The organism is Collinsella sp. CLA-JM-H32B, assembly GCF_040098065.1.
Classification (GTDB): domain Bacteria; phylum Actinomycetota; class Coriobacteriia; order Coriobacteriales; family Coriobacteriaceae; genus Collinsella.
The window spans coordinates 362,077-386,104 of record NZ_JBBNNA010000001.1; the positions used below are offsets into that span (position 1 = coordinate 362,077).

At 59.9% G+C, this 24,028-nt stretch carries 22 protein-coding genes; 10 read left to right on the forward strand and 12 right to left on the reverse strand.

Features of this window, described 5'->3' with window-relative positions; all coding sequences use genetic code 11:
- Nucleotides 1-61: 61 nt before the first annotated feature.
- The 4 genes from AAA138_RS01495 to AAA138_RS01510 all read right to left on the reverse strand — a co-directional run bounded on the left by AAA138_RS01495 (nucleotide 62) and on the right by AAA138_RS01510 (nucleotide 3,368).
- On the reverse strand, nucleotides 62-937 hold the full coding sequence (locus AAA138_RS01495) for an EamA family transporter (protein ID WP_195625358.1): 876 nt from the start codon (nucleotides 935-937) through the stop codon (nucleotides 62-64).
- 450 nt (nucleotides 938-1,387) lie between these two features.
- Entirely contained in the window at nucleotides 1,388-2,086 is a 699-nt protein-coding gene (locus AAA138_RS01500; protein ID WP_195568652.1) for an ABC-2 transporter permease, read from the reverse strand.
- Complete coding sequence (locus AAA138_RS01505) at nucleotides 2,083-2,964, reverse strand: ABC transporter ATP-binding protein (protein WP_195625359.1); 882 nt, start codon at nucleotides 2,962-2,964, stop codon at nucleotides 2,083-2,085. Before AAA138_RS01505 ends, AAA138_RS01500 begins: the two co-directional genes overlap by 4 nt.
- 23 nt (nucleotides 2,965-2,987) lie before the next feature.
- Nucleotides 2,988-3,368 carry a GntR family transcriptional regulator gene (locus tag AAA138_RS01510; RefSeq protein ID WP_117820855.1) on the reverse strand — a complete coding sequence of 127 codons (381 nt, stop codon included), beginning with the start codon at nucleotides 3,366-3,368 and terminating at the stop codon, nucleotides 2,988-2,990.
- A gap of 552 nt (nucleotides 3,369-3,920) precedes the next feature.
- Between AAA138_RS01510 and AAA138_RS01515 the strand changes: the two genes are divergently transcribed.
- The 3 genes from AAA138_RS01515 to AAA138_RS01525 all read left to right on the forward strand — a co-directional run bounded on the left by AAA138_RS01515 (nucleotide 3,921) and on the right by AAA138_RS01525 (nucleotide 7,102).
- Entirely contained in the window at nucleotides 3,921-5,534 is a 1,614-nt protein-coding gene (locus tag AAA138_RS01515; protein WP_055252215.1) for a peptide chain release factor 3, read from the forward strand.
- Between the two features lie 155 nt (nucleotides 5,535-5,689).
- On the forward strand, nucleotides 5,690-6,412 hold the full coding sequence (locus AAA138_RS01520; RefSeq protein ID WP_229090641.1) for a VUT family protein: 723 nt from the start codon (nucleotides 5,690-5,692) through the stop codon (nucleotides 6,410-6,412).
- 9 nt (nucleotides 6,413-6,421) lie between these two features.
- Nucleotides 6,422-7,102: an SDR family oxidoreductase gene (locus AAA138_RS01525; RefSeq protein WP_349089288.1), complete on the forward strand. Its 681-nt coding sequence runs from the start codon at nucleotides 6,422-6,424 to the stop codon at nucleotides 7,100-7,102.
- A gap of 50 nt (nucleotides 7,103-7,152) precedes the next feature.
- Here AAA138_RS01525 and AAA138_RS01530 read toward each other — a convergent pair whose 3' ends face one another.
- Both AAA138_RS01530 and AAA138_RS01535 read right to left on the reverse strand, forming a co-directional pair.
- Entirely contained in the window at nucleotides 7,153-7,878 is a 726-nt protein-coding gene (locus AAA138_RS01530) for a uracil-DNA glycosylase (RefSeq protein WP_349088460.1), read from the reverse strand.
- Nucleotides 7,879-7,966: 88 nt separating this feature from the next.
- Complete coding sequence (locus AAA138_RS01535; protein ID WP_349089289.1) at nucleotides 7,967-8,869, reverse strand: DMT family transporter; 903 nt, start codon at nucleotides 8,867-8,869, stop codon at nucleotides 7,967-7,969.
- Between the two features lie 158 nt (nucleotides 8,870-9,027).
- Between AAA138_RS01535 and AAA138_RS01540 the strand changes: the two genes are divergently transcribed.
- Complete coding sequence (locus tag AAA138_RS01540; protein ID WP_349089290.1) at nucleotides 9,028-9,894, forward strand: LysR family transcriptional regulator; 867 nt, start codon at nucleotides 9,028-9,030, stop codon at nucleotides 9,892-9,894.
- Between the two features lie 27 nt (nucleotides 9,895-9,921).
- Here AAA138_RS01540 and AAA138_RS01545 read toward each other — a convergent pair whose 3' ends face one another.
- Entirely contained in the window at nucleotides 9,922-11,304 is a 1,383-nt protein-coding gene (locus AAA138_RS01545; RefSeq protein WP_349089291.1) for an MATE family efflux transporter, read from the reverse strand.
- Nucleotides 11,305-11,482: 178 nt separating this feature from the next.
- Between AAA138_RS01545 and AAA138_RS01550 the strand changes: the two genes are divergently transcribed.
- Nucleotides 11,483-12,298 (forward strand): putative RNA methyltransferase, encoded by an 816-nt coding sequence (locus AAA138_RS01550; protein WP_349089292.1) that lies wholly within the window; start codon nucleotides 11,483-11,485, stop codon nucleotides 12,296-12,298.
- Between the two features lie 128 nt (nucleotides 12,299-12,426).
- Here the strand turns inward: AAA138_RS01550 and AAA138_RS01555 are convergent, their stop codons facing one another.
- Nucleotides 12,427-12,828, reverse strand: coding sequence for a hypothetical protein (locus AAA138_RS01555; RefSeq protein WP_349089293.1), 402 nt, complete (start codon nucleotides 12,826-12,828; stop codon nucleotides 12,427-12,429).
- Between the two features lie 436 nt (nucleotides 12,829-13,264).
- Here AAA138_RS01555 and AAA138_RS01560 point away from each other — a divergent pair, with 436 nt between their 5' ends.
- Complete coding sequence (locus AAA138_RS01560; RefSeq protein ID WP_349089294.1) at nucleotides 13,265-13,969, forward strand: class I SAM-dependent methyltransferase; 705 nt, start codon at nucleotides 13,265-13,267, stop codon at nucleotides 13,967-13,969.
- A gap of 48 nt (nucleotides 13,970-14,017) precedes the next feature.
- Here the strand turns inward: AAA138_RS01560 and AAA138_RS01565 are convergent, their stop codons facing one another.
- The gene (locus tag AAA138_RS01565; protein ID WP_349089295.1) at nucleotides 14,018-14,314 is read right to left on the reverse strand and encodes a hypothetical protein; all 297 of its coding nucleotides are present in this window, start codon (nucleotides 14,312-14,314) and stop codon (nucleotides 14,018-14,020) included.
- 77 nt (nucleotides 14,315-14,391) lie between these two features.
- Here AAA138_RS01565 and AAA138_RS01570 point away from each other — a divergent pair, with 77 nt between their 5' ends.
- From AAA138_RS01570 to AAA138_RS01585, 4 genes are all read left to right on the forward strand, one after another.
- Nucleotides 14,392-14,880 (forward strand): N-acetyltransferase, encoded by a 489-nt coding sequence (locus tag AAA138_RS01570; RefSeq protein WP_195621516.1) that lies wholly within the window; start codon nucleotides 14,392-14,394, stop codon nucleotides 14,878-14,880.
- 306 nt (nucleotides 14,881-15,186) lie between these two features.
- Nucleotides 15,187-17,190: a translation factor GTPase family protein gene (locus tag AAA138_RS01575; protein ID WP_349089296.1), complete on the forward strand. Its 2,004-nt coding sequence runs from the start codon at nucleotides 15,187-15,189 to the stop codon at nucleotides 17,188-17,190.
- Between the two features lie 93 nt (nucleotides 17,191-17,283).
- The gene (locus tag AAA138_RS01580; protein ID WP_349089297.1) at nucleotides 17,284-18,402 is read left to right on the forward strand and encodes an ATP-binding protein; all 1,119 of its coding nucleotides are present in this window, start codon (nucleotides 17,284-17,286) and stop codon (nucleotides 18,400-18,402) included.
- A gap of 10 nt (nucleotides 18,403-18,412) precedes the next feature.
- The gene (locus tag AAA138_RS01585; protein ID WP_349089298.1) at nucleotides 18,413-20,908 is read left to right on the forward strand and encodes an excinuclease ABC subunit UvrA; all 2,496 of its coding nucleotides are present in this window, start codon (nucleotides 18,413-18,415) and stop codon (nucleotides 20,906-20,908) included.
- 40 nt (nucleotides 20,909-20,948) lie between these two features.
- Here AAA138_RS01585 and AAA138_RS01590 read toward each other — a convergent pair whose 3' ends face one another.
- The 3 genes from AAA138_RS01590 to AAA138_RS01600 form a co-directional block, all read right to left on the reverse strand.
- On the reverse strand, nucleotides 20,949-22,049 hold the full coding sequence (locus AAA138_RS01590; RefSeq protein WP_324252968.1) for an ATP-binding protein: 1,101 nt from the start codon (nucleotides 22,047-22,049) through the stop codon (nucleotides 20,949-20,951).
- A 144-nt stretch (nucleotides 22,050-22,193) separates the two neighbouring features.
- Nucleotides 22,194-22,793: a tRNA (cytidine(34)-2'-O)-methyltransferase gene (locus tag AAA138_RS01595; protein WP_349089299.1), complete on the reverse strand. Its 600-nt coding sequence runs from the start codon at nucleotides 22,791-22,793 to the stop codon at nucleotides 22,194-22,196.
- A 101-nt stretch (nucleotides 22,794-22,894) separates the two neighbouring features.
- A complete protein-coding gene (locus AAA138_RS01600) occupies nucleotides 22,895-24,025 on the reverse strand; it encodes a GTP-binding protein (RefSeq protein ID WP_117797701.1) in 1,131 nt (376 codons plus the stop codon).
- Nucleotides 24,026-24,028: the final 3 nt, after the last annotated feature.

A 24,028-nucleotide genomic window follows, 5' to 3' on the forward strand; every position in this document is an offset into this window, starting at 1 on the left:
AGGCCCGGTGTGGCGCTGTGTCATGGATTTGCGAGCGCCTAGATCTCGCTCGGAATCGGCGCTATTTCCAAACCGCGAGCGCGGCGGTGCCCAGTACGATGAGGGCGAGACCGATAGCGCTGCGTCGCGAGACTTTTTCGTTGAATGCCAGGCGCGCAAATAGTACCGATACGACAATCGATAGTTTGTCGATCTGCACCACGACGCTCACCTGGCCTGTGGCGATGGCGTAGTAGTATAGCAGCCACGATGCGCCAGTCGCAATGCCCGATGCCGCGAGAAATACGAGTTCATAGCGGTCTACGTGCACGGCTTGGCCCATCTTGCCTTTAGCTGCCACGATTGCCCATGCCATAACCAGTACCACACAGGTACGGATTGCCGTGGCCAGGCTGGATTCGACGCCTTCGATGCCAGCCTTGGCAAGGATGGACGTGAGCGCCGCGAACACGGCGGCGCCGAGGGCGTAAGCGAGCCAGGTCCGGTCTTGCTGCTGCTCGGGTCCGGCAGACTGCTTCTTCTCGATCATTAAAAACGTGCCGAGGGTGATGACAGCGGTTCCCACGAGCTTAACCGCAAGGTTGCTCGTCTCGCCAAAAAGTACGATGGCGATCAGTGCGGCGAGTACGGTGCTCATCTTGTCGACCGGTACGACCTTATTGACGTCTCCGATGCCCAACGCCTTAAAGTAACAGATCCACGAAGCACCGGTAGCGAGTCCCGAGAGGACGAGAAAGAGCCAGGATCTGGGTTCGATGCTGCCGATGGTTCCAATGGATCCAGAAATGCCCGCCATTGCCCAGGCGAAAACGAGCACCACGCAGGTGCGAATGGCCGTCGCGACATCGGAGTCGGTCTGCTTGATGCCGCATTTGGCCAGGATAGATGTGATGCCGGCAAAGAAAGCCGACACAAATGCTGCTGCGACCCACGACACGGGTGAAATGCCTCCCCAAAGAACGACCGCGCCAGATTTACGGCGCTCGTCCGATGATACCGTCCCGCCATGAAGCTTTGATATCGCTGTGGTGAGACAGGGGCCATAGTTCGAGAGGGCATTTGGTTAAGGCTCGAATCGAAGGTGAATGGTTTTCCGCGAAGTGAACGAGTAAATCTGGACCCCTGGAACATGCACACTTTTTTCGAACAAAACTGCAGGATTCTTAGACAAAAACCGCAGGAATTGAGTCCTTAAAAATGTCGATGCTACAGGGCACTGTTTTTACTCGTTCACTTCTCGGAAAAGTATTCACCTTCGATATGCTGACGGTGTCTTTTTGGTTGCCAAGAACTAGACGGCCTGCTGTGAGGGGCGGTGGTGACGCTATGCCGCCTTGTTTCATTGAAAAAATAAGCGGGGTACCACCTAAGCTTTTTTAGCTGTCGATTACAGGTCGCGTACTCGATAAACCTTGGTGCTGACGGTGCAGCTGATTGCACATAGCGCGAGGGCCAGCACGGCAATTCCTGCGCACAGACAGCCCAGAACGGCGGGATCGGGATTTGCTCCGGCAATCGACATGAGCCAGTTGCTGATGGGGTTGGAGGAGCTCAGCGTGGCCATTGTGCCGCAACCAAGCAGGGCAAACAGGCCAACGGATAGGCGCAGCGCCTCCATGTGTCCAAATCGAAAGAACAGCGGCTGCGCCAAAAACACCATCATGAGGGAGATGAGCATCGATGCCGCCGAGGCCATTGCGGTCTCAAAGACGGCCTGTCCCGTCGAGGGGATGCCCGCGCTGTTGAAAAGCGGGATGGAGACGATGCTCAGAAGCGCGGCGGCGCAGGCCATGATGGCCGAGAAGACAACGATGCACAGGTAGCGTGCGCAGATGATGTCTTTGCGCGAGAAGGGCAACGTTGCTCGATAACGCTCCCAGCCGTTTTGGTTATCGTAGCCAGCTAGCGAGTTCATGATTATGATGGGCGACATTGCGCTGACCGCACAGGCGCCGGCGCTCATGCCGGAATCGACATCCGACGCGTTGGCAAGGGTCAGCACGACAAACATGAACAGGCCGACGCCTGCAATGCTCGGGATAAGCGAGCGAGCGATGGCGAGCTCGGACATAAAGGCGCGTTTCATTTCGAAGCTCCTTTCAGCATGAGGCGAAGATAGTCATCAATGGTTGCCCGATCGCTGGGAATCTCGGGGAAGGCCTCGAGCGTTTCGCGACGGTTGGGCACGAGCACGTCCACGCTATAGGCGTGGTGGACGGCACGGGCGCCTTCGGCGCAAGCCATAAGCTCGGCGGCCTGTGCTTGGGTGCAGTGGGCGATGCCGGCTCGGTCGGTAATGTCCTCGCGCGGCAGGTCAAAAATAATCGAGCCGTTATCGATGCAGATGACGCGGTCGGCGGCGCGATCGAGGTCGGACGTAATGTGGCTCGAGAGCAGCACGCTGTGCTGACCGTCGGCGACAAAGGCAAGCAGCTCATCGAGCAGTTCCTCGCGTGCCATGGGATCGAGGCCTGCGGTGGCTTCGTCCAAAACGAGCAGTTTGGCATTGTGACTGAGTGCACAGGCAAGCTGCAGCTTCATGCCCATGCCGCGGGAGAGGTCCTTGACTTTTGTCTTAGGATCGAGGCCAAATCGGTTGATGAATCCGGCGAACGTTTCGCGGTCCCACGTGGGGTACGCCGGGCCTACGAGCGACTCGATCTGGCCCACCTTGAGCGTGGAGGGGAAGGGGCACGTGTCCAGGACAAGACCGACGCGGGAGCGTAGATGGCGCTGCGTCTCATCGGGCGCGTCGGCGCCACAGCGCTGCCCAAATAGGTGCACCTCGCCGGCATCGAGCTTTATAAGCCCGAGGGCAGCTCGAATCGTCGTTGTTTTGCCAGCACCGTTGGCACCAACAAAGCCGACGATCTGACCTGGCTCCACAGCGAGTGTGACATCACGCAGCGAAAAACGGTCGCTTACACGGCGTGAGATGCCTTTGAGTTCTAAAAGGTTTTGCATGGTATAGCCTTTCTTGCAGATGGCTACTGCATGGTTTCGGGGGCTACCAGGTCGAGCATCTCGTGCAGCTTGTCGCGCGTGACGCCCAGGGTTTCGGCTTGGCTCGCCGCTTTCGCAAGTAGCTCTTCGATATGGCAGAGCTGGTTTTCGCGCAAGAGTTCTTGGTTGCCCTCGGCGACAAAGCAGCCCTTGCCCTGCACGGTGCAGATAAACCCGAGCTGCTCCAGGTCGGCGTAGGCGCGCTTGGTGGTGATGACGCTCACGCCAAGATCGCTCGCGAGTGCACGGATGCTGGGGAGTTTGGCTCCCGCAGCGAGCGTGCCCGAAAGGATTTGAGCTTTGACTTGCGAGGTTATCTGCTCGTAGATGGGCTTGTCGCTCGAATTGGATAGGATGATGTCCACAGCGGCTCCTTAGCTGATGGGCTACACGTGTATATAACCGGTAAGCACAGTATATATACACTATATACAGTTATGCAAGAGGCAAATATGGATTGTCCGCTCGTTCATTCATCTCAATCTGTAACATCTGGAACCGATTTGGGCGGCTACCTGTTACAGATTGAGATTTTGCCGGCGGGCCCCACCTGGTTGTCTCAATCTGTAACAACTGGAGAAGATTTTGGCTGCTAGATGTTACAGATCGAGACATTGTCCAACCGTCTATCCTTATATCTCAATCTGTAACAGATGGACCCGTTTTGAGTGGCTAGATGTTACAGATTGAGATCTTTCTGGGACGCCCACCTGGTTGTCTAAATCTGTAACAGGTAGAGGTTCAAAAACCGTCTAGATGTTACAGATCGAGACAAACTGCTGCGGAGTGCCGCCATCGACTGCTACCCCATGCCCCATCTGATGAATTTGTCCTGATAGGCGCTCTAAAACGGGATTTCGCGGCTACAATAGTGCGGTTACAACGACGTAATGCACTCAATGCAAGAAAGGATTCGCATGGCAAGCCTGTCGGATGAAATCTCGTCGCGCCGCACATTCGCGATCATCAGCCACCCGGACGCCGGTAAGACCACACTTACCGAGAAGCTGCTGCTCTATACCGGCAGCATTCAGACCGCCGGTTCGGTCAAGGGCAAGAGCTCGGCCAAGCATGCCGTCTCGGACTGGATGGACATCGAGAAGGAGCGCGGTATTTCCGTTACCTCCTCGGTCCTGCAGTTCACCTACAACGGCGCCTGCGTCAACATCCTCGATACCCCCGGCCACCAGGACTTCTCGGAGGATACCTACCGTACCCTTATGGCCGCCGACGCCGCGGTCATGGTCATCGACGGCGCCAAGGGCGTCGAGGCCCAGACCAAAAAGCTCTTTAAGGTCTGTACGCTGCGCCACATTCCCATCTTCACCTTTGTGAACAAGCTCGACCACGAGGCTCGCGATCCGTTTGAGCTTATGGAGGAGATTGAGAACGTCCTGGGCATCAACACGTATCCCATGAACTGGCCGATCGGCAGCGGCCGCAACTTCCGCGGCGTATTCGATCGTCAGACCCGTCGCGTTATCGCCTTTGAGGGCGATGGCCACGCCAACGCCACCAAGAAGGTCGCCGAGGTCGAGGCCGAGCTGGGCGACCCCGCCATGGATGAGCTCATCGGCGAGGAGAACCATAAGAACCTGATGGATGACATCGAGCTGCTCGATGGCGCCGGCGACGAGCTCGACTTGGATGCTGTGGCCTGCGGCAAGCTGAGCCCGGCGTTCTTTGGCTCGGCGCTCACCAACTTTGGCGTGGAGCCCTTCCTCAAGGAGTTCTTGCGTCTGGCCCCGACGCCGCGCGCCTATACCGATACGCTCACCAGCGAACCGGTCGATCCCTGCCGCGACGACTTTAGCGGCTTTGTGTTTAAGATCCAGGCCAACATGGACAAGAACCACCGCGACCGCATCGCCTTTGTGCGCATTTGCTCGGGTAAGTTCGAGCGCGGCATGGACGCCTTCCACGTGCAGGGCAACCGCAAGCTTAAACTTGCCACGGGCACGTCGATGATGGCTGATGACCGCGCCATCGTGGACGAGGCGTACGCGGGCGATATCGTGGGCCTGTTCGACCCGGGTATCTTTAGCATCGGCGACACCGTGTGCTCCGGCAAGCGCCACGTGCAGTATCCGCAGATCCCGACGTTTGCCCCCGAGATGTTCGCTCGCATTACGCAGGTCGACACGCTCAAGCGCAAGCAGTTCGTCAAGGGTATGGAGGAGCTTGCCCAGGAGGGTGCCATCCAGATCTTCCGCGAACTGGGTGCCGGCATGGAGAGCGTCATCGTGGGCGTGGTCGGCGTGCTGCAGTTTGAGGTGCTCGAGCGCCGCCTCAAGGCTGAGTACCGTGTTGAGGTTCGTCGCCAGCCGCTGCCCTATACGGACATCCGCTGGATCCAGAACGACCCCGACACTATCGATATCCCGGGCCTTTCGCTCACGCGCGACACGCTGCGTGTCGAGGACATGCGCGGCGGTAAGCTGCTGCTGTTCACGAGCCCGTGGAACGTGGATTGGGCAACCGACCACAACCCCGACCTGATCCTGTCGGAGTTTGGCAACGTAGCCTTTTAACGCATTGGCGCGGTGGTCCTGTGGGGCTGCCGCGCCGTTTGTTTGCCTTATGCCGCGCGAGCGGCTATCATACCCACGTCGTCTCAAGACCGGGACGTCCGAGCAGTTCGGGTCCGATATCCTGCTCGTTAAACCTAAAACCAAAGGAGTACATAATGATCAAGAAGGTCATGGAGGACTACAAGGTCCTGTTGCGGAGCATTCCCGCGGCAACGGTTTCGCTGTTTTTCGTGAGCGTCATCATGATGAACCTGCTGGCCAACAAAGAGCTTATCAGCCTGCCGTATCTGGCACTCGACTGTGGCTTTGTGGTGAGCTGGGTTTCGTTTTTGTGCCAGGACATGATCTGCAAGCGCTTTGGCGCCAAGGCATCCATCAAAATCTCTATCCTCGCACTGGCGGTCAACCTTGCCGTGAGCCTGTGCTTTTGGGCATGCTCGCTCACGCCCGGTATGTGGGGTGCCTACTACGACACCGGCATGATCGAGGTCAACACTGCCCTTAACGCCACCATCGGTGGCACCTGGTACGTGGTGCTGGGCTCTTCGCTGGCAATGCTCGTTTCTGCCGTGGTTAACTCCACGCTCAACCAGTCGCTGGGCCGTATGCTCAAAAAGAATAATTTTGCGAGCTTTGCCTTCCGCTCCTATGTGTCTACGGGTGTTGGCCAGTTTATCGACAACCTGGTCTTTGCCATTGTGGTGAGCCACACGTTCTTTGGTTGGACCTGGGTGCAGGTCCTTATGTGCTCGCTGACCGGCGCTGTTGCCGAGCTGCTGTGCGAGGTCTTCCTGAGCCCCGTGGGTTACAAGGTCGTGCGCGGCTGGGAGCGCGAGAATGTGGGCTCCGAGTACCTCGAGCGCCACGCAACCGCCTAAGGAGCAAGTATGCGAGTTTTGATCACGGGCGCTTCGGGCGGTATCGGAGCCGCGTGCGTGCAGCGCTTTTTGGACGAGGGCCACGAGGTTGTGGGCTTTGATCTTTTGCCATCGACGATCGAACACGAGCGCTACCGCCATCTGATCGTTGATGTCCGCAAGCCGGACGCGTTTCCAGACGATCTTGAACCCCAGGTAATCGTGAACGTTGCCGGTACGCAGGATTCGGCCGACGACATCGCCGCCAACCTGTGTGGCACCATCAACGTGACCGAGCGCTACGCCTTTGTGGGGGAGGGGCTTGCCGCCAAGCCGACGCCGGCTATTAAATCCGTGGTCAATGTGGGGTCGGCGAGCGGGCATACGGGATCGGAGTTTCCCGCCTATGCTGCCAGCAAGGGCGGCGTTATTGCCTACACCAAAAACCTTGCAAACCGCCTGGCGCCGCAGGCCATCGCCAACAGTGTGGACCCGGGTGGCGTTATCACGCCGCTCAACCGTTGTGTGATGGAAGACGAGCACCTGTGGAACCAGATTATGGAGCTCACGCCGCTTAAGCGCTGGGCCACCGCCCAAGAGATCGCCGAGTGGATCTACTTTGTGGGCGTGACCAACCGGTTTATGACCGGGCAGAGCCTGCTGATCGATGGCGGCGAGGCCGGCCGCACACAATTTATTTGGCCCGAATAGGAAACGCGTCCGATGGAAAGCCGTCGGGCGCGTTTTTGATGTATCGATTTTTAGCCGAGGCAAATCCAGTTGACGGGGGTCGAGCCGTGCTGTTCGAGTAGCCGATTGGCTGCCGAGAAGGGGCGCGACCCCATAAAAGCGGGGAGTTCTGCCGTGGCACGGTTGGCCGAAAGTGGCGAGGGGTGCGTGGACGCCAGGCAGAACTTGCCGGTTGCCTTGCCCGCGCCGGTCGCGGCGAGCTTGCCTTCGACCATCTGTTGGGCAAAGCGGCCCCATGCCAAAAAGACGACCGGTTGGGGCAGCTGACAGCAGCGTTCGATAACGTAGTCGGTCAGGGTGCTCCAGCCTAGTTTGGCGTGCGAGTTGGCGGCATGCTCGCGCACGGTGAGCGTAGTGTTGAGGAGCAGGACGCCCTGCTGTGCCCATGGTGTTAGGTCTCCTGTGGCGGGAATGGGGCAACCCAAATCGGCTTTGAGTTCCTTATAGATGTTGCGCAGGCTCGGCGGCAACTTGGTTTGCGTCGCGGGGACCGAAAACGACAGCCCCATGGCCTGGTTGGGTCCGTGATAGGGGTCTTGACCCAAGATGACAACCTTGACCTGGTCGGCCGGCGTGTAGGCGAGGGCATTGAGGATGTCGTCTTGTGCCGGGTAGATGGTCTGCTCGGCACGCAAAAAGGCGATGCGCTCGAGCAGCCGGTTCGTAGTGTCACGTACCGGCTGCGGCGCATCGCCCAACCAAGTTGCTATGTTGCGGTCGCGGGTCGCGGCGTCCATGGGGCTCCTTTACGTCAGATGCTCTGTTTACATCTATTGTAAAGGCGCACCGGTTGCCTTTATGCCGCGGCTGTATGAAGAGCGGGGTCTACGAGACGTGCTCGGGCGCTCCTGCCATGCGAGCCTGTTCATGTGCGCGGAGGCGCGGAAGCTCGACGGTTGCCACCATGACGCCGGTTAGGATGAGTGCGGCGCCAAAGAAGGTGATGGGGCTCAGAACCTCGCCGACCAGGAAGAACGAGAAGACGGCGGAGCAGACCGGCTCGAGCGAGAAGGCGAAGCCGGTGGTCTCGGCGGGCACGTGGGGCTGTACGAGTGTCTGAGTGATAAAGCCGTAGGCGGAGCAGATGAGTGCGAGCGCGACGACAACGACGATCTCGCTGGGCGTGCCGGGAAGCGTGAAGCCGCCAAAGGTGAATGCAGCGATGCCCGAGAACAAGCCGCCGAAGCCCAGCTGCCAAACGCCCAGAGCAAGCGGATCGACTTCTTCGACAAAGCGCTTGGCCACGATAATGTGGCTGGCATAGATAAAGGCGGAGAGCAGCATGATGAGCGCGCCCGGGTTCAGGCTGGTGAAGTCGGCGCCCGAGAGCAGCAGCATGCCGCAGGTGACGATAGCCGTGCCGACGAGCACCTTGCGCTCGGGGGCGCGACGCAGCAGGGCGGCGTTGGCAAACGGCACGATCACGACCGTCAGGCTCTGCAAAAAGCCGGCGGTGGAGGCAGAAGTGAGGCTGGAGCCCAGGCACATGCAGGTGAGCTCGGTTGCCATAATGGCGCCGATGATGGCGGCGCGGACCATAAGGTCGCGGTTGATGTGCAACGCGCGCTTGTGGAAGAGCAGCAGGCAGACCACAAAGGCGATAATGCAACGCAGCGCAACGATACTCGTGGCGTTCATGCTGTCCATGCCGATCTTCATGAGAGGGTACGAAAAGCCCCATGCGACGGGAACGGAAAATGAGAGCGCGATTGCTTTTTTGCGATCCATGGGACTCCTTTTGTTACAGAACGGTTTCGCAAAAAGGATTCTGCTCCCAGATGTGGATGTAGTAAAGCGAATGTATCTTCAGTATGATTAAGAAATGCTAATGTTGGCGGGAAAAGTCCTGGCAAAACGTTTTACAGCTACATCGATGTGGAGGCACGATGGCATCGCGGTATCAGATTGTATGTATGGTAGTCGATTGCGGCAGTCTTAAGGGCGCGGCGGACGAGCTGGGCTATACGCAAAGTGCGGTGAGCCAGGCCGTCAAGGCACTCGAGCGCGAGCTGGGCACCACGATTATCGAGCGCGGAAAGCAGGGCGTTTCGCTTACGCGCGACGGTAAGCAATATCTGCCGTACCTGCGCCAGATCGTGACCGCCGAGGCCGAGCTCGAGGGCAAGCGCCAGGAACTGCTGGGGCTTTCGTCGACCGATATTCGCATTGCAACGTTTACCAACGTGAGTCGAACCGTGTTGCCGCGCGTGATCCGCGACTTTGGGGCGCTGCACCCGGGCGTACGCTTTACCCTCAAGCAGGGCGATTACACGCGCAACGCCCAGTGGGTGCACGATGGCGTGGTTGACTTTTGCTTTACGGCGCGTGGGTTTACCGCAGGGCTCGAGAAGCGCGTGGTCTATCACGACGAACTGGTGGCGCTGTTACCGACTGCGCACCCGCTGACAGCAAAGGAAAAGGTGACGCTTGCCGACCTAGCGTCCGAGCCGTTTGTGCTGCTGGATGAGGGCGAACAGAGCCTGGTGCTCGATGCATTTGCGGCGCATGGCTTGTCGCCGCACGTGACGAGCGAGGTCACCGACGACTACACCATCATGGCGATGGTGGAGGAGGGTCTAGGCGTGAGCATGCTCTACCGTCGTACTGTGGAGGGCATGCGAGCCGATATTCGCGTGCGGCCCATCGTGCACGCTCCCTCGCGTGACGTAGTGGCAGCCTGGCGCAGCTGGGATACCATGCCCATCGCCACGAGGCGCTTTATCGACTATATGAGCTCGCATATTGTCAATTAATGACTGGCGTGGCTTTGAGTGCGGTGTTTAGCGGGCTGTCGCTTTGGCTTGGGTGGCGCGATAGGTGCGTGCCGGGTGGCAAAGTAGTACCGCCACGACCATAAAGAACGCCGTGGTGCCCAGGCTGATGGGGTAGACCATCATGATGTTCGCAAAGGTGCGGAAGTGCGGGAACACGCAGAACACCCAATAGAAGCGGATGCCGCAGACACAGATCATGGTGATGAGGGCGGGCATGAGCGAGATACCAAAGCCGCGCAGGTAGCCGGACATGTTTTCGTAGAACATGCTAAAGGCGTACGCCGGGAAAATCGAGCACACGCGGATATAGCCGATCGAGACGATGTTGGGATCGCTGTTGAACAGCGATAGGATTTCGCGCCCGAGGCCGACAATAACGATAATCGTGGTGAGGGCAACGATACCGCCTTCGACCAGGCAGACCTTAAGCGTTTTGGTGCAGCGGTCGATCTGGCGAGCACCGTGGTTTTGTCCCACAAAGGTGGTGCAAGCCTGACTAAAACTGTTGAGCAGGTTGTAGCACACGTACTCCAGGCTCATGGCGGCGCTCGATGCCGCCATGACCTCGGTGCCCAGGCTGTTGATGGCGGACTGGATGATGATGTTGGCGACGGCAAAGACAGCGCTTTGGATGCCGGCGGGCAGTCCGATCTTGACGATGCGCTTGAGGGCGACGGGGTCGATAGCCAGGTCGCGTGGGGTGACGCGGACGACGGAGTCGGTCTTGAGCAGGCGGATAAAGAGTGTAGCGGCGCTGACGGTGTAGGCGATGGCGGTGGCGATGGCGACGCCCGCGACGCCCCAGTGGAGTACGGGGACAAAGATGAGGTCCAGGCCAATGTTGAGGACGGTGGACACGGCAAGCGCCTGCAACGGCATGCGGGTGATGCCGACGGAGCGGAAGATCGCGGCCTCAAAGTTGTAGAGCAAGATTGAGGGCAGGCTGAGCAAAAAGACGCGCAGGTAGAGCGAGGCGAGCGGCATGGTTTCGGCGGGAACGTTGAGCGCGGCGAGCATGGGCTCGGCAAAGATCTCGCCCAGAGCGATGACGACAAAGCCCACGAGCGCCATTAAAATCGAGGTATGGACGGCGCGTTTGACCATGTTCTGATCGTTGCGGCCGATAGCGTTGGCGATGACCACGTTGGAGCCAAGCGATATGCCAATAAACAGGTTGAGCATAAGACTGGTAAGCGGAACATTGGAGCCGACCGCCGCCATGGCGAGGGTTCCCTGGTCGCCCGAGAAGTTACCGATGATGACCGTGGCGATGAGGTTCGATAGCTGCTCCAAGATGCTCGTGGCGGCCACGGGGAAGGCGAACAGGGGAATATTGCGCCACAGCGAGCCGGTTGTCATGTCAATGTGCTTAGATGCGGTATCAGCCATACGCTCTCAATCTCTAACATGCTCTTTCGTGCTTATTTGCGCAGACGATGATACTCCTAATCGACTAGTCATTGGGGACGTTCTTAAACGACTGGTTATTCAAGAACGTCCCCAATGACTAGGTGGGGAAGGCGTGCGACAATGGTGGGCGTTGTGTTGTTCGCGCTAAGGAGTTGCCATGTTGTTGTGTCCCGTTTGCCATGAGCCGTTGGCGGACAATGAGCGCGGTGCTGCATGCGCGGGCGGACACCGGTTTGACCGTGCGCGCGAGGGCTATCTGTACCTACTGCGCTCGTCCAAGAGCGGCGACTCTATGGGCGATCCCAAGTCACAGGCGCGCAGCCGTCGTGACTTTTTGAACCGCGGTTACTATGCGCCGTTGTGCGATGCGATGGTCGAACTGGTGCGCAAACAGGCGTCTGGGCGCGCCGCGTCTACGAATGGCTCCATGACGCTGCTCGATATTTGCTGCGGCGAGGGCTACTACACCAGTGCCATGGGCGCGGTGCCGGGCGTGGACGTTTACGGGTTCGATTTGGGCAAAGAGATGGTGCGCCTTGCCGCCAAGCGCGGCGATGCGACCTACTTCGTGGCCAACATGAAGGACATCCCCGTGGCTGATGGCGCCTTCGATATGGTGACCGAGCTCTTCGCTCCCTTTAACGAGCGCGAGTTTGCCCGCGTGCTGGCGCCCGAGGGCTCGCTCTACACCGTCGTGCCAGGTGCCCGTCATCTGTTTGGGCTTAAGGAAGTGCTCTACGATACACCGTACCTTAACGACGAGAAGCTGCCGCAGACCACCGAACTCGAGTTGGTCGGAACGCGGCGGCTGTCTGCGAACATTACGCTCCAAACCCAGGCCGACATCGAGGCGGTGTTCCAGATGACGCCGTACTACTACCGCACGCGCCCTGCCGATAAAGAGCGCCTGGCAAACTTGGACACCCTTCAAACCGACATCGACTTCATCATCGCCGAGTACCGCCACAGCTAACAACCTGCCAAAAAGGGACAGGTTTGTTTTGGTAGGTTTTATCTGGGCAAATGCAAAGGGCCGACCGCGGAGATGCGCGATCGGCCCTTTTTAGTTGCTTGGCTGCAGCGGTTATGAGAAGCGAGCGCTTACAGGCGATCCTTGTTCTCGGCCTTAACGGCGTGCGCCTGCTGAACAAAGAACAGGTCGTACACCACGATGACAAAGGCGACGATATTGACGGAGCTGCCGCCGAGCGCGGGAAGCGTGAGCGCGGCCTGGACGAGCGTGGCGATTGCGGCGACGATGCCGAGCTTAAACGCGCCATCCACCTGCGAAGGCTTGTTGGCACCCTTGATGCCCGCAACGCCCGCGGCGAGATCGATGAGGCCCTTGGCGACCAGCACGACCGCGGCGAGCATGGCGTTCGACCCGTAGGTGGACTCGAGCTTGCCGGTCGCGATACCGGCGATTCCAATGACGAGACTGGCGATGCCCAGAACAAAATAAATCAGGGCAAGGATTTTGAGTGTCTTGCGAGCGGCGCTCATAGCTGGTCCTTTCGATGCGGGCGCGGAGAATCTGTCGCACCCAGGTTGCGGCACATATCGTGAAGCACATTGTAGTTCAACGGGGCGATGCATGCGTTTGAAAGCGTTTCTTGCCCGTACGGTCCAACCTTTCAAAAAGGAAAGCTGGACGTAAGCCAAATCGATGGCAGCTCATGTGCGGCGCTGCGATGATGAGGCCGTAACAAGGAGCTGGTCTCAAGGAGGAGTCATGATGTACGGAGCAGGGCAAGTGCGTGAGCCGCGGTCGTTGGGAAGGCGCATGGGTGATTCTGTGATCGCTGCCGTGTGCACGGGATTGATGGCGGTGCTTTGCATTGGGATGCTGTGGGCCATGTCGCATGTGGGACAATAGCGGACGGTTGGGTGCTGGCATAAACGGTGCCCCGCGTATTCGTTTGTTTATTAAGGAGTGTCCATGGGCGTCGTCGATCCCTTTTCTGTTGCTCGGGCCGCGGGGCTTGAGCTGACCGGGAAGCCCGAGGGCCTCACGCTCACCGACGGTACGATGGAGCTGCGTGCCGATTTTGGCCGCATGCTTCCACGGCTCAAGCAGGGCCGTCTGCAGCAAGAGCTGTTGGTAAAGGCTGCACGCATAAAAGGTGCCGAGCAACCGTGGGCAATCGATGCCACAGCAGGCTTTGGCGAGGATTCGCTGCTGTTGGCGGCCGCGGGCTTTACCGTCGATCTGTATGAGCAGGATTGCGTGATCGCGGCGCTCCTCAAGGATGCTTTGGATCGCGCGGCAGATGATCCGGCGCTTGCGACAGCCGTGGCGCGCATGCGCTTACATGCGGGCGAGGACAGCATTGTCGGTCTTCGCCATGCGGCTGAGCTGATCGGGCGGGGCGAGCTCGCGGCTCCCGACGTGGTGTATCTGGACCCCATGTTTCCCGGGCGCACCAAGAGCGCGGCGGTTAAAAAGAAGTTCCAGCTGCTGCATCACTTGGAGCAGCCGTGCGCCGATGAGGAGGTGCTGGTCCAGGCAGCGCTTGCGGTGCATCCGCGCAAAGTCGTTATCAAGCGGCCGGTAAAGGGCCCGCTGCTTGCCGGCGTTAAGCCGAGCTATCAACTTGCGGGCAAGGCCGTTCGCTATGATGTTTTGGTGCCGCCGCGCCCGTAGCTTTCGTGAGATGACTGGCGCTCCGTCAGTGCCGTGCCGATGCGAGGCCTATTTCCAAGGATGCGACGTCAGGTGCCAGCCGCCGCAGTATTCGCATTTGTAGCAGGCCAAACCACGCCGCCCGCGGTTTTCGCAGTCGGCCATAACGGCCTCGGCCTCGGCGCGCGTGTCGTAACGGTTTTTGCGTTCGCACGACTTGTAGCGCCAGGCTTCATCGCGCTCGGCGTCCAGGGCGTCGCGGCGCTCATTCTCGCGCGCAAACAGGTCGCTCATATCGCCGCCCGTGGCAGCGCCTAAAAACTCGCTTTTGGCTTTTGACCAAGCGGCTCGCTTTTTGCTCCCCATCTGCTTCGTGCCCCTCTCCAAACGCTGGTATCATTGCCCAATCAAAGTGATACCAATAAACGTGAGGTCGCCGCGTGATGATCAGAAAAACCCTCGATACCGACATTCCCGCCGTCATGGCTATCTATGACGCGGCCCGCGCCTTTATGCGCGCGCATGGCAACGCCACGCAGTGGCCCGAGGGCACGCCTTCTGCCGAGCAGCTGGCAGCCGATATCGCCGCTGGTGGCAGCTATGTGTGCGAAGTCGACGGTCGCGTGGTGGCGACGTTTGCCTTTTTACCGGGCCCGGACGAGTGCTATGACGTCATTGAGGACGGTCAATGGCGTAGCGACACTCCGTACGCTGTGCTGCACCGCGTGGCATCCGACGGCACCACGCATGGCGTTGCGGCCGCGATGTTTGCCTTTGCCAAGGAACGTATCGACCATCTGCGTATCGACACGCACCAAGACAACCTGCCTATGCAGGGCGCCATCGCCAAGGCCGGGTTTAAGCGCGCCGGTATCGTATATGTGTCGGACGGTACGCCGCGCGTCGCGTTTGATTGGCTGCGCGAGGCATAAAGGCCGAGTCGCATACCAGCGTTTCACCGAAATGAAAATGGCCCCGAGTGGGGCCATTTTTGGTAAAACGCGTTGTTGTGGGGCTCGCGTTGTTATCGCCCCAGATGAGCCCGGGCAGACAAAAAGGGGAGGTGCCGGCTTTCGCAAGGCGCGAACCTACGAAAATCGCCGCGCGGCAACGCGGGACGATGAGCTCGGTCGGGGGATAGGGCCCGCTTCGCCCGCCGGCCCGTAAATTGTATCATCCAGTGTGGAGCGTGAGTGCCCGTTGCCGCGTGTGATGGGCTTGTATATAAGAGGAGAGCCATGTCGAAGCAAGCGGTCGTTGGAATCTTGGCGCATGTCGATGCCGGCAAGACCACGTTGGCCGAGGCCATGCTGTTCAACGCAGGTCGTATTCGCAAGCGCGGCCGCGTTGACGATGGCGATTCGCACCTGGACACTGACGCGATCGAGCGCGAGCGTGGCATCACGATTTTCTCGTCGCAGGCCGTGCTCGACCATGGCGATACCCACGTCATGCTCGTGGATGCGCCGGGGCATGTCGATTTTTCTGCCGAGGCGGAGCGCACGCTGCGCGCACTCGACTATGCGATTTTGGTTGTGGGCGCCAACGATGGCGTGCAGGGGCATACTGAAACCCTGTGGCGCCTGCTTGCGCGCTATGACATCCCGACGTTCATCTTTATCAACAAAATTGATTTGGAGAATCCCGGTCGCGATGTTTTGCTGGCGCAGCTTGGGCAACGTCTTTCCGAGGGCTGCCTGGATGCCAACGAACTGCTGACGGGCGGCGCCGTTCAGGAGGACGCTGCTGCGTTGGACGAGGCGGCGCTCGAGGAGTTTCTTGAGGCGGGTGAGCTTTCCTCCGCGACGCTGTCGCGCATGGTTGCCGAGCGCAAGCTTTTTCCCTGCTTTGCCGGCTCGGCGCTCAAGGACCAAGGCGTGGACGAGCTGCTGGATGGCATGTGCGCGCTGATGCGTGAAAGGGCATGGCACCCGGAGTTTGCCGCGCGCGTCTACCGTGTGAGCCGCGGGGATCGCGGCGAGCGCTTGGCATGGGTTAAAGTGACCGGCGGCACGCTGCATGCCAAACAGCTGATTAACGGAAGTTCCGGCGCCGAGGCATGGGAGCAGAAGGTCGATCAGGTGCGCATCTATAACGGCGAAAAGTATGAGCTTGTCCAAGAAGTTGCTGCTGGCGGCATTTGTGCCGTGACGGGCCTTGCGCACGTTCGCCCAGGGGACGCCTTGGGCGCGGAATCCGCGTGCGATGCACCCGTCATTGCGCCGGTCCTCACCTATACGGTGCTTCCGGGCGAACACGATGTCCATGCGGTGTTCAAAGCGTTGACTGAGCTGGCCGACGAGGATCCTATGCTCGGCGTAAGCTGGAATACGCATCTCGAGCAAATACATCTGCAGCTCATGGGAGCGGTGCAGCTCGAAGTCGTGCAGCGCGTGCTTGCCGATCGTTTTGGCCTTGCGGTCGAGTTTGAGCCCGGCGGCATTCTCTATAAGGAGACTATTTCGCAGCCGGTCGAGGGCGTGGGCCACTTTGAGCCACTGCGCCACTATGCCGAGGTGCATCTGTGCCTGGAGCCGTTGGCAGCGGGTTTGGGCGTACAGTTTGGCACCGTGACCTCGACCGACGAGCTCGATCTTAACTGGCAGCGTTTGGCACTCACCAACGCCATGGAGCGCGATCACCTGGGCGTGCTGACCGGCTCGCCCATCACCGATGTGCGCATTACGCTCACAGGTGGCCGCGCGCATGCCAAACACACCGAGGGCGGCGATTTTCGCCAGGCCACGTACCGCGCGATTCGCCAGGGGCTCATGCAGGCGCGCGACGCCGGCGCGGCGGTGCTGTTGGAGCCGTGGTATCGCTTTGAGCTCGAGGTGCCGGGGGAGTGCGTGGGTCGGGCGCTCTCGGATGCCACGCGCATGGGTGCCGAGTACGAGCCGCCGACGATGGCGGGAGACCGGGCGAAGCTTGTGGGTTGCGTGCCGGCATCTGAGGTGCAGGATTACGCGCTGGAGGTGGCTGCCTACACGAGTGGTCGCGGACATCTGTACCTAGAGTTCGCCGGCTATGCGGCTTGCCATGATGCCGAGCGCGTCATCGAGGCGGCCGCCTATGAGCCCGAGGCCGATCTGCCCAACACGCCCGACTCGGTCTTTTGCTCTCACGGCGCCGGCTACACGGTCAAATGGTACGACGTGCCCGCCGCAGCTCACGTAAAGGTCGATCCCGCCACCTTCCGCCCCTGGCGAGCGGCGGACGCCGAGTTTTTCGGCCATAGGTGATAGAAGGGCGGCACCTTTGTCACCTGCTGTTGGTATAACTCGGTATAAGTTGGTATAACTATAGGCAGGGTTTGCCAATCCGAGGAGTCCGACATGAATCCAAATCCCTTTAAGCCCACTGCCGGCAAGCGGCCTCCGATACTCATCGGCCGCGAGTCGGTCATCGAAGATTTTGAGGAAGGACTCGACAACGGCGCCGGAGCGCCGGGTAGGCTCATGCTCATTACGGGAAACCGCGGCTGCGGCAAGACGGTTCTCCTGCGGGAGCTGCAACGTCTGGCCAACGAACGCGGATGGGCGGTTGTCTCCGATTCCGCTTCGCTTGGCTTATGCGACCGCTTGGCCGACGCGCTTTGCTCGAATAAACCCGTTGTGAAGTCGTTGGGGTTCGGTCCGTCGTTTGGCCGGACGTCGGTCGAGGCGGCGCGGGCAAAGGGCGAAACGTTGCGGGGGCTGGTCAACGAGCGCCTCAAGAAGCTCGGTCCAGGCAAGGGCATATTGTTTGCGATTGACGAGGCGCAATCTGCGTCTATCGAGGAACTGGCGGCTCTTGCCGTTCTCTACCAGCAAGTGCTCGGAGATCAGGATGCCACGGGCTTGCCCGATAGCGACCAGCGCGGTCTTGCGCTGGTGTTCGCCGGCTTACCCAGCATGGTTGACGATTTGCTCGAAGAGCCGAGCGTAACGTTTTTGCGGCGTGCCCAGCAGCGTACGTTGGGAGCGATATCTTTGCCCAAGGTGCGCGATTCGTATGTCCAGACGGTCAAAGACGCTGGTCTTTACATTGATGCGGAGACGGCGGACCTTGCGGCGCGCAGGAGCATGGGGCATCCCTATATGGTCCAGCTGGTGGGCTATTACATGTGGCGCTCTGCTGTCCGACGTAACTCGCAGGTCATTGAAGAGCGCGATGTTGAGGCTGGGCACGCGGATGCCGTCTCCGAGTTCTACGAAGCGGTTGACGCGCCCCTGTATTACGGGCTGCGCAGTCCACAGCGCCTCTTTATCGAGGCTATGGCGGTTGACGAGGACAAGCCGACGCGCATGGCGGACATCATTGAGCGTTGCGACCGAACCCAAAGCTGGGCGAGTAAATATCGCGCAAGCCTGATTCGCGAGCGCATCATCGAGGCTGCCGGATACGGCCTCGTCCGGTTTACCGTGCCCATGCTGGGCGCGTACATTCGCGATCGAGTTTTATGGCATGAGTAGGGTGATAAAGGTGACGGAACAGAAGATGGGCCCGCAGGCTATCGAGGTGCGCGGTGCGCGCGTCCATAACCTCAAGGACATCGATATCGATATTCCGCTGGGAAGGCTCGTGGGCATTGCCGGCGTATCGGGTTCGGGCAAGAGTTCGCTGGCGCTGGGGGTTCTTTATGCCGAGGGCTCGCGTCGCTACTTGGAAGCACTCAGCACCTATACTCGACGTCGCCTGACGCAGGCCGAACACGCCCAGGTGGACGAGGTGCTGCACGTGCCGGCGGCGCTCGCATTGCATCAGCGCCCCAGCGTGCCGGGCGTGCGTTCGACCTTTGGTACCATGACCGAGCTCAACAACAGCCTGCGTCTGCTCTTTAGCCGTTGCGCCCATCACGTGTGCCCGCATTGCGGGGCACGCGTGGAGCCGAGCCTTAACGTGGCTGCGGGCCTGTCGCTCACGTGTCCGACATGCGGCCGCGAGTTCTACGCGCCGAGTGCCGAGGACCTTGCCTTTAACAGTGGCGGTGCGTGTCCCACCTGCGGCGGCACCGGTGTCATGCGCGAGGTGGACGAGGCGAGCTTGGTACCCGACGAGTCAAAGACTATCAACGAGGGCGCGGTGCTTCCTTGGGGCACGCTCATGTGGGATCTGATGAAGCAGGTGGCCGGCGAGATGGGCGTGCGCACCGACGTGCCGTTTAACCAGCTCACGCCTCAAGAGCGCGACATCGTGTTTCATGGTCCGGCGGTTAAGAAGCACATCCTCTACGTGCCCAAAAACGGCGAGGGCGCTACGCCACTCGACTTTACCTATTACAACGCCGTCTATACCGTCGAGAATGCGCTCGCCAAGGTCAAGGACGATAAGGGCTTAAAACGCGTTGCGCGCTTTTTGCGCGAGGGCCCATGCCGCGATTGCGGCGGCACGCGTCTCTCCGAGGCTGCGCGCCAGCCCCAGGTGCGCGGTATCAATCTGGCGCAGGCGGCGGCTATGACGCTGGGCGAGGCGATTGAGTGGGTGCGCGGGGTGCCCGCATTCTTGCCGCCCGAGATGCGGCCCATGGCGACGGATATCTGCGATTCGTTTTTGAGCGCGGCCCGTCGTCTGGTCGACTTGGGTCTCGATTACCTTTCACTCGACCGCGCCGGCGCCACGCTTTCCACGGGTGAGCGCCAACGCGTGCAGCTTGCTCGCGTGGTGCGTAACCGATCGACAGGCGTGCTTTATGTGCTGGACGAGCCTTCGATCGGCTTGCATCCTGCCAATGTCGACGGCCTGGTAGGCGTGATGCGAGATCTGGTGGATGACGGTAACACCGTGGTTGTTGTCGACCACGATACGCGCGTACTGGCGGATGCCGACTATCTGGTCGAGATGGGTCCCGTTGCCGGAGCAGGCGGCGGCAATGTGATCGCCGCTGGTACGGTAGACGAGGTCGAGCAATCGCAGGGCAGTCGCATCGCGCCGTTTTTGCGCTCAGAGTCCAAGCGCTTGCGTCCGCAGGTGACTGATGAGGAAATGTTCGACCAGGGCCATATCCGCATGGCAACCGAGGCCATCCATACCGTCAAACCGCTCGAAGTCGATATCCCGCGCGGCCGCCTTGTCGCGGTGACGGGCGTTTCGGGTTCGGGCAAGACGACGTTGGTGCTCGAGACGCTCATCCCGGCGCTCAAGGCGCAGGCAGCCGGCGAGCGCCTGCCAAAACATGTGCGCTGGGTCGATGCCGAGGGCATTGCCCGCGCAAACCTGATTGACGCTACGCCTATCGGCGCCAACGTGCGCTCGACAGTGGCGACTTATGCCGACATTCATGACGAGCTGCGTCGCGCCTTCGCCCGTACGTCCGAGGCCAAGGCAGCCGGCTACAAGGCGGGTGCCTTTAGCTACAACACCGGCGCCTTGCGCTGCCCTACGTGCGATGGCACGGGCTCGATATCACTCGACGTGCAGTTTTTGCCCGACGTCGAGATCGTCTGCCCGGCATGTCGCGGCTCACGTTATGCAGACGCGGCTTCGCATATCCATCGCGAGGGCAAGGACGGGAGTCTCCTTACGTTGCCGCAGCTCATGGACATGAGTGTGGACGAGGCCATCGACGCCACACTGGGGCTCAAGAAGGTTCAGGCGCGCTTGCAGACCTTGCACGACTTGGGCTTGGGCTATCTCACGCTCGGTGAGCCCACGCCGGCGCTTTCGGGCGGCGAGGCACAGCGCCTTAAGCTCGCGAGCGAGATGGGCCGCGTGCAGGATGATGCCGTATTCGTGTTCGACGAACCCACGATTGGCCTGCATCCGCTCGATGTTCAGTTGTTGCTGAGTGTGTTTGACGGCCTCGTTGCCAAGGGCGCCACGGTTATCGTGATCGAACACGATCCCGACCTTATCCGTAACGCCGATTACGTGATCGACATGGGCCCGGGCGGTGGCGACGCGGGCGGGCAAATCGTCTGCGCCGGTACGCCGGGCGACATCGTGGCCTGCTCCGCAAGCATCACCGGCCGCTACCTATAGACAATGAGGCAAAGGGACAGCCCCTTTGCCTCATTGATGCCTATTTCACGCATTGAGCCGCGAGATAGTCGCGGAAGAATGGCAATTCAAATGCGACGAGCCCTCGTCCTCGTTCCCCGATGATGCCGGCATCTATCATTCGGCGTCGGTAGCGGGAGACCTGCTGCGGCGAACGCTTAAGGCGCTCGACAAGGTCGGCGGTGGTGGACTCTTCCTCGTCATCGAGCATGGCGATGAGGAATCGCTTGTCCTCTGCAGTGAGTTCCCGATAGGTTGCCGCGAGGATTCGGTCGTCCATCTCGTCGCGCGCGATTTTGATTCCCAGGTCAAAGTCGCGTGACGAGATTTCCTTCGAATCGCTTGTGAGATCCCAGGCACGGTAGCCTACGAGTTGCAATAGGAAGGGAAAACCAGAGATCGAGCGAACGGCTCTATCGATTCCCCCAGCATCTGCCAGGCGATCGTTTTCCTGGATTGTGCGAATCAAGGCCTCGCGTACGTCATAGTCGGCAATGCGACCCAGATGATATTGTTGGGCGCGGCGAAGGAACGAGACCGTCTTGTGGTTCAGCAACGTCGAGACGTTGTTGGGAAGTCCCGCCATGAGCAGGGCGACGCGTTTCCCATCGGTCACAAAGTGCTGATACGTCGCTGCAAGCTGAATCATCTCGTCGAGTGTCGGGTCCACCTCGTCAACTGTGACGAGCAGACCGGTGCCAGCCTCGTTGAGCTGGTCGATGATGTCGCTCATGCGATAACGCCAGGTTGAGGCATCGTGAACGCGATTGACTTCGATGCTGCCGAGCGGTGCAATTCCGAGACCGGTGACTTCGAAGTTCTTAGACGGGTCGATAAGATGGCCGGCAGCACGTTTCGCCCCGAACTCGATTTCCTCAAGCATTCCCGGGAGCGCGGTCGTCTTTACGGCAATCCAGCCGTGGGATTCCGCCCTTGTCGCGAGCGACGACATGAGAGCGGTTTTACCGGTTCCACGCGCGCCTGAGAAGATCGAGGTCAATTCTGGGCGCCTACGCTGGCTCAAGAAGGCGCGGTCCAAATCCCGAATAATCTGTTGTCTGCCAGCGAGATGGGCAGGAACCTCACCAAAACTGGGGGTAAACGGGTTCTCGAGATATTCCACAAGGCTCTCCTTTCACACCGTCGTTTAACTTCATTTTACTTTAGTTAATTCTGATTAAAAGTGAGGGCTCTTTATCTAGAGCATCAATTAGGCGCGTGTGCCATCGGCGTGGCGCTTGAATGTGACAAAGGGATAGTTCCTTTGTCACATTCCCGGAAAGCCTGCCTGGCGCAGGGCCTCGTAGAGGACGATGGCGGCGCTGTTGGAGAGGTTAAGTGCGCTGATGCGGTAGTCGTCCGGGTTGACGAAGTTGCCGCAGATATCCTGTTGAAGGATGGCCTCGTGGCTGTCCTCGGTATGCCCCAGCGATTCCTCGTGAGCTTCCCAAGCTTCGGCGTTATCGAGTGAGTCGCAATCGCGCAGCATCGGGATGCGCTCGCAACGCTCGGGCGCCGCGGCAAGCAGTGGCTCGGGAATGCCCGAGCTCTCGCTGCCAAAGACCAAGTAGTCGCCATCGCGGTAGGCACTCTGCGCATAGGTGCGGCGTGCCTTTTTGGTCAGCAGATGCAGGCGTTCGTCGGCAGGGGAGAGACCATTGCGTGCAAGGAAATCCTCCCAGCCGGCATAGGTGGTCACGTCCAAGTTTTGCCAGTAGCCCAGGCCGGCGCGACGTACTGTCTTGTCGTCGAGCGAAAAGCCCAGTGGCTCCACCAGATGTAGACGGGCGCCGGTGACCACGCAGGTACGGCCGATATTGCCCGTATTGGCCGGGATTTCGGGCGCATACAGCACGATGTTTAACATGAATCTCCTTGGCTCAGAACGAAAAACCACCACGAAGGGGACAGGCACCTTCGTGGTGGTTTGGCGGTTACGTAGGCGGGAAAATGCCCGCTTGGATAAACCTAGGCGCGGTGCCAGTCGGTCAGGCAGGCATCGAGGGAAGCGATGAGCGCATCCTTGTCCATGTGACGGCCGATGATGCACAGACTCGTCATACGGTCGCCCGTCTCGTCGTCCCAAATCTGCATGATCTCGGGGTTCTCGTCGATGATCTTCTGCTTCTCGCCTTCGGGCGCCGAGTCGACAAACAGGCCGTTCTCCATCAGGCGCATCTGGTGGCCGGCCTGCTCAAACATGTAGCACATGTCCGGATCGCCGGTCTGCCACAGCGGACCCTTGACGCGAATGACCTCGTCGGGCCACTCCTGCTCAACAAAATCGGTGAACTTCTGCAGGTCAAACGGCTTGCGGCGCGAGTACACAAAGGTCTCGATGTCGTACTCGAGCACCTCGGGGTCGTCGTGCTCCTCGGGATGCTCCATGGCCTCGATCCAGGCGGCGGAGTTGTAGGCGCGCATAAAGTCGAAGCGGTCGGTGTCGAGCAGCTCCTCCATGGGGACCTCGCCGTTTTGAGCCTCGACAATCACAGCGTCCTTCTGCAGGCTGCGCACGATGGCCTTAAGCTCGGCGATCTGCTCGGGCGTCACGGTATCGGTCTTGTTGAGGATAAGCGTGGAGCAGAACTCGATCTGCTGGATGAGCAGGCTCTCGATGTCGTCCTCGTCGATATCCTCGGCCAGTAGGTCGCGACCGCCGTTGAACTCGTCGTACATGCGGGCGCAGTCGACCACGGCCACGATGTTGTCGAGCGCGAGCTTAGGCTCGCCGCCCACCTTGGCCTCGTCGCAGAAGCTCGAGATGGTGTAGGCGATGGGGATGGGCTCGCAAATGCCCGAGGCCTCGATGATGATGTAATCGAAGTTGCCCGAATCGGCGATGCCCTGCAGCTGGTTGGCCAGGTCATCCGAAAGCGTGCAGCAGATGCAGCCGTTGGTGAGCGGGATGAGGTCGTCGGTCTCGGAAAGGCCGCCGTCGGCGATAAGGCTGGCGTCCACATTGATCTCGCCGATATCGTTGACGATCACGGCGGCGCGGATACCGCCGTCGTTAGCGAGGATGTGGTTGAGCAGCGTGGTCTTGCCGGCACCGAGGTATCCGGTAAGCATGATGATCTTCACGGGTTTGTTGGGCATGTG

What these genes read in the sequence shown, in the direction of transcription:
- AAA138_RS01500 (WP_195568652.1), bottom strand. Translation starts at nt 2,086, where the DNA reads ATGAAACGCGCCTTTATGTCCGAGCTCGCCATCGCTCGCTCGCTTATC.
- AAA138_RS01505 (WP_195625359.1), bottom strand. Translation starts at nt 2,964, where the DNA reads ATGCAAAACCTTTTAGAACTCAAAGGCATCTCACGCCGTGTAAGCGAC.
- AAA138_RS01515 (WP_055252215.1), top strand. Translation starts at nt 3,921, where the DNA reads ATGGCAAGCCTGTCGGATGAAATCTCGTCGCGCCGCACATTCGCGATC.
- AAA138_RS01520 (WP_229090641.1), top strand. Translation starts at nt 5,690, where the DNA reads ATGATCAAGAAGGTCATGGAGGACTACAAGGTCCTGTTGCGGAGCATT.
- AAA138_RS01525 (WP_349089288.1), top strand. Translation starts at nt 6,422, where the DNA reads ATGCGAGTTTTGATCACGGGCGCTTCGGGCGGTATCGGAGCCGCGTGC.
- AAA138_RS01530 (WP_349088460.1), bottom strand. Translation starts at nt 7,878, where the DNA reads ATGGACGCCGCGACCCGCGACCGCAACATAGCAACTTGGTTGGGCGAT.
- AAA138_RS01535 (WP_349089289.1), bottom strand. Translation starts at nt 8,869, where the DNA reads ATGGATCGCAAAAAAGCAATCGCGCTCTCATTTTCCGTTCCCGTCGCA.
- AAA138_RS01540 (WP_349089290.1), top strand. Translation starts at nt 9,028, where the DNA reads ATGGCATCGCGGTATCAGATTGTATGTATGGTAGTCGATTGCGGCAGT.
- AAA138_RS01545 (WP_349089291.1), bottom strand. Translation starts at nt 11,304, where the DNA reads ATGGCTGATACCGCATCTAAGCACATTGACATGACAACCGGCTCGCTG.
- AAA138_RS01550 (WP_349089292.1), top strand. Translation starts at nt 11,483, where the DNA reads ATGTTGTTGTGTCCCGTTTGCCATGAGCCGTTGGCGGACAATGAGCGC.
- AAA138_RS01555 (WP_349089293.1), bottom strand. Translation starts at nt 12,828, where the DNA reads ATGAGCGCCGCTCGCAAGACACTCAAAATCCTTGCCCTGATTTATTTT.
- AAA138_RS01560 (WP_349089294.1), top strand. Translation starts at nt 13,265, where the DNA reads ATGGGCGTCGTCGATCCCTTTTCTGTTGCTCGGGCCGCGGGGCTTGAG.
- AAA138_RS01565 (WP_349089295.1), bottom strand. Translation starts at nt 14,314, where the DNA reads ATGGGGAGCAAAAAGCGAGCCGCTTGGTCAAAAGCCAAAAGCGAGTTT.
- AAA138_RS01570 (WP_195621516.1), top strand. Translation starts at nt 14,392, where the DNA reads ATGATCAGAAAAACCCTCGATACCGACATTCCCGCCGTCATGGCTATC.
- AAA138_RS01575 (WP_349089296.1), top strand. Translation starts at nt 15,187, where the DNA reads ATGTCGAAGCAAGCGGTCGTTGGAATCTTGGCGCATGTCGATGCCGGC.
- AAA138_RS01580 (WP_349089297.1), top strand. Translation starts at nt 17,284, where the DNA reads ATGAATCCAAATCCCTTTAAGCCCACTGCCGGCAAGCGGCCTCCGATA.
- AAA138_RS01595 (WP_349089299.1), bottom strand. Translation starts at nt 22,793, where the DNA reads ATGTTAAACATCGTGCTGTATGCGCCCGAAATCCCGGCCAATACGGGC.
- AAA138_RS01600 (WP_117797701.1), bottom strand. Translation starts at nt 24,025, where the DNA reads ATGCCCAACAAACCCGTGAAGATCATCATGCTTACCGGATACCTCGGT.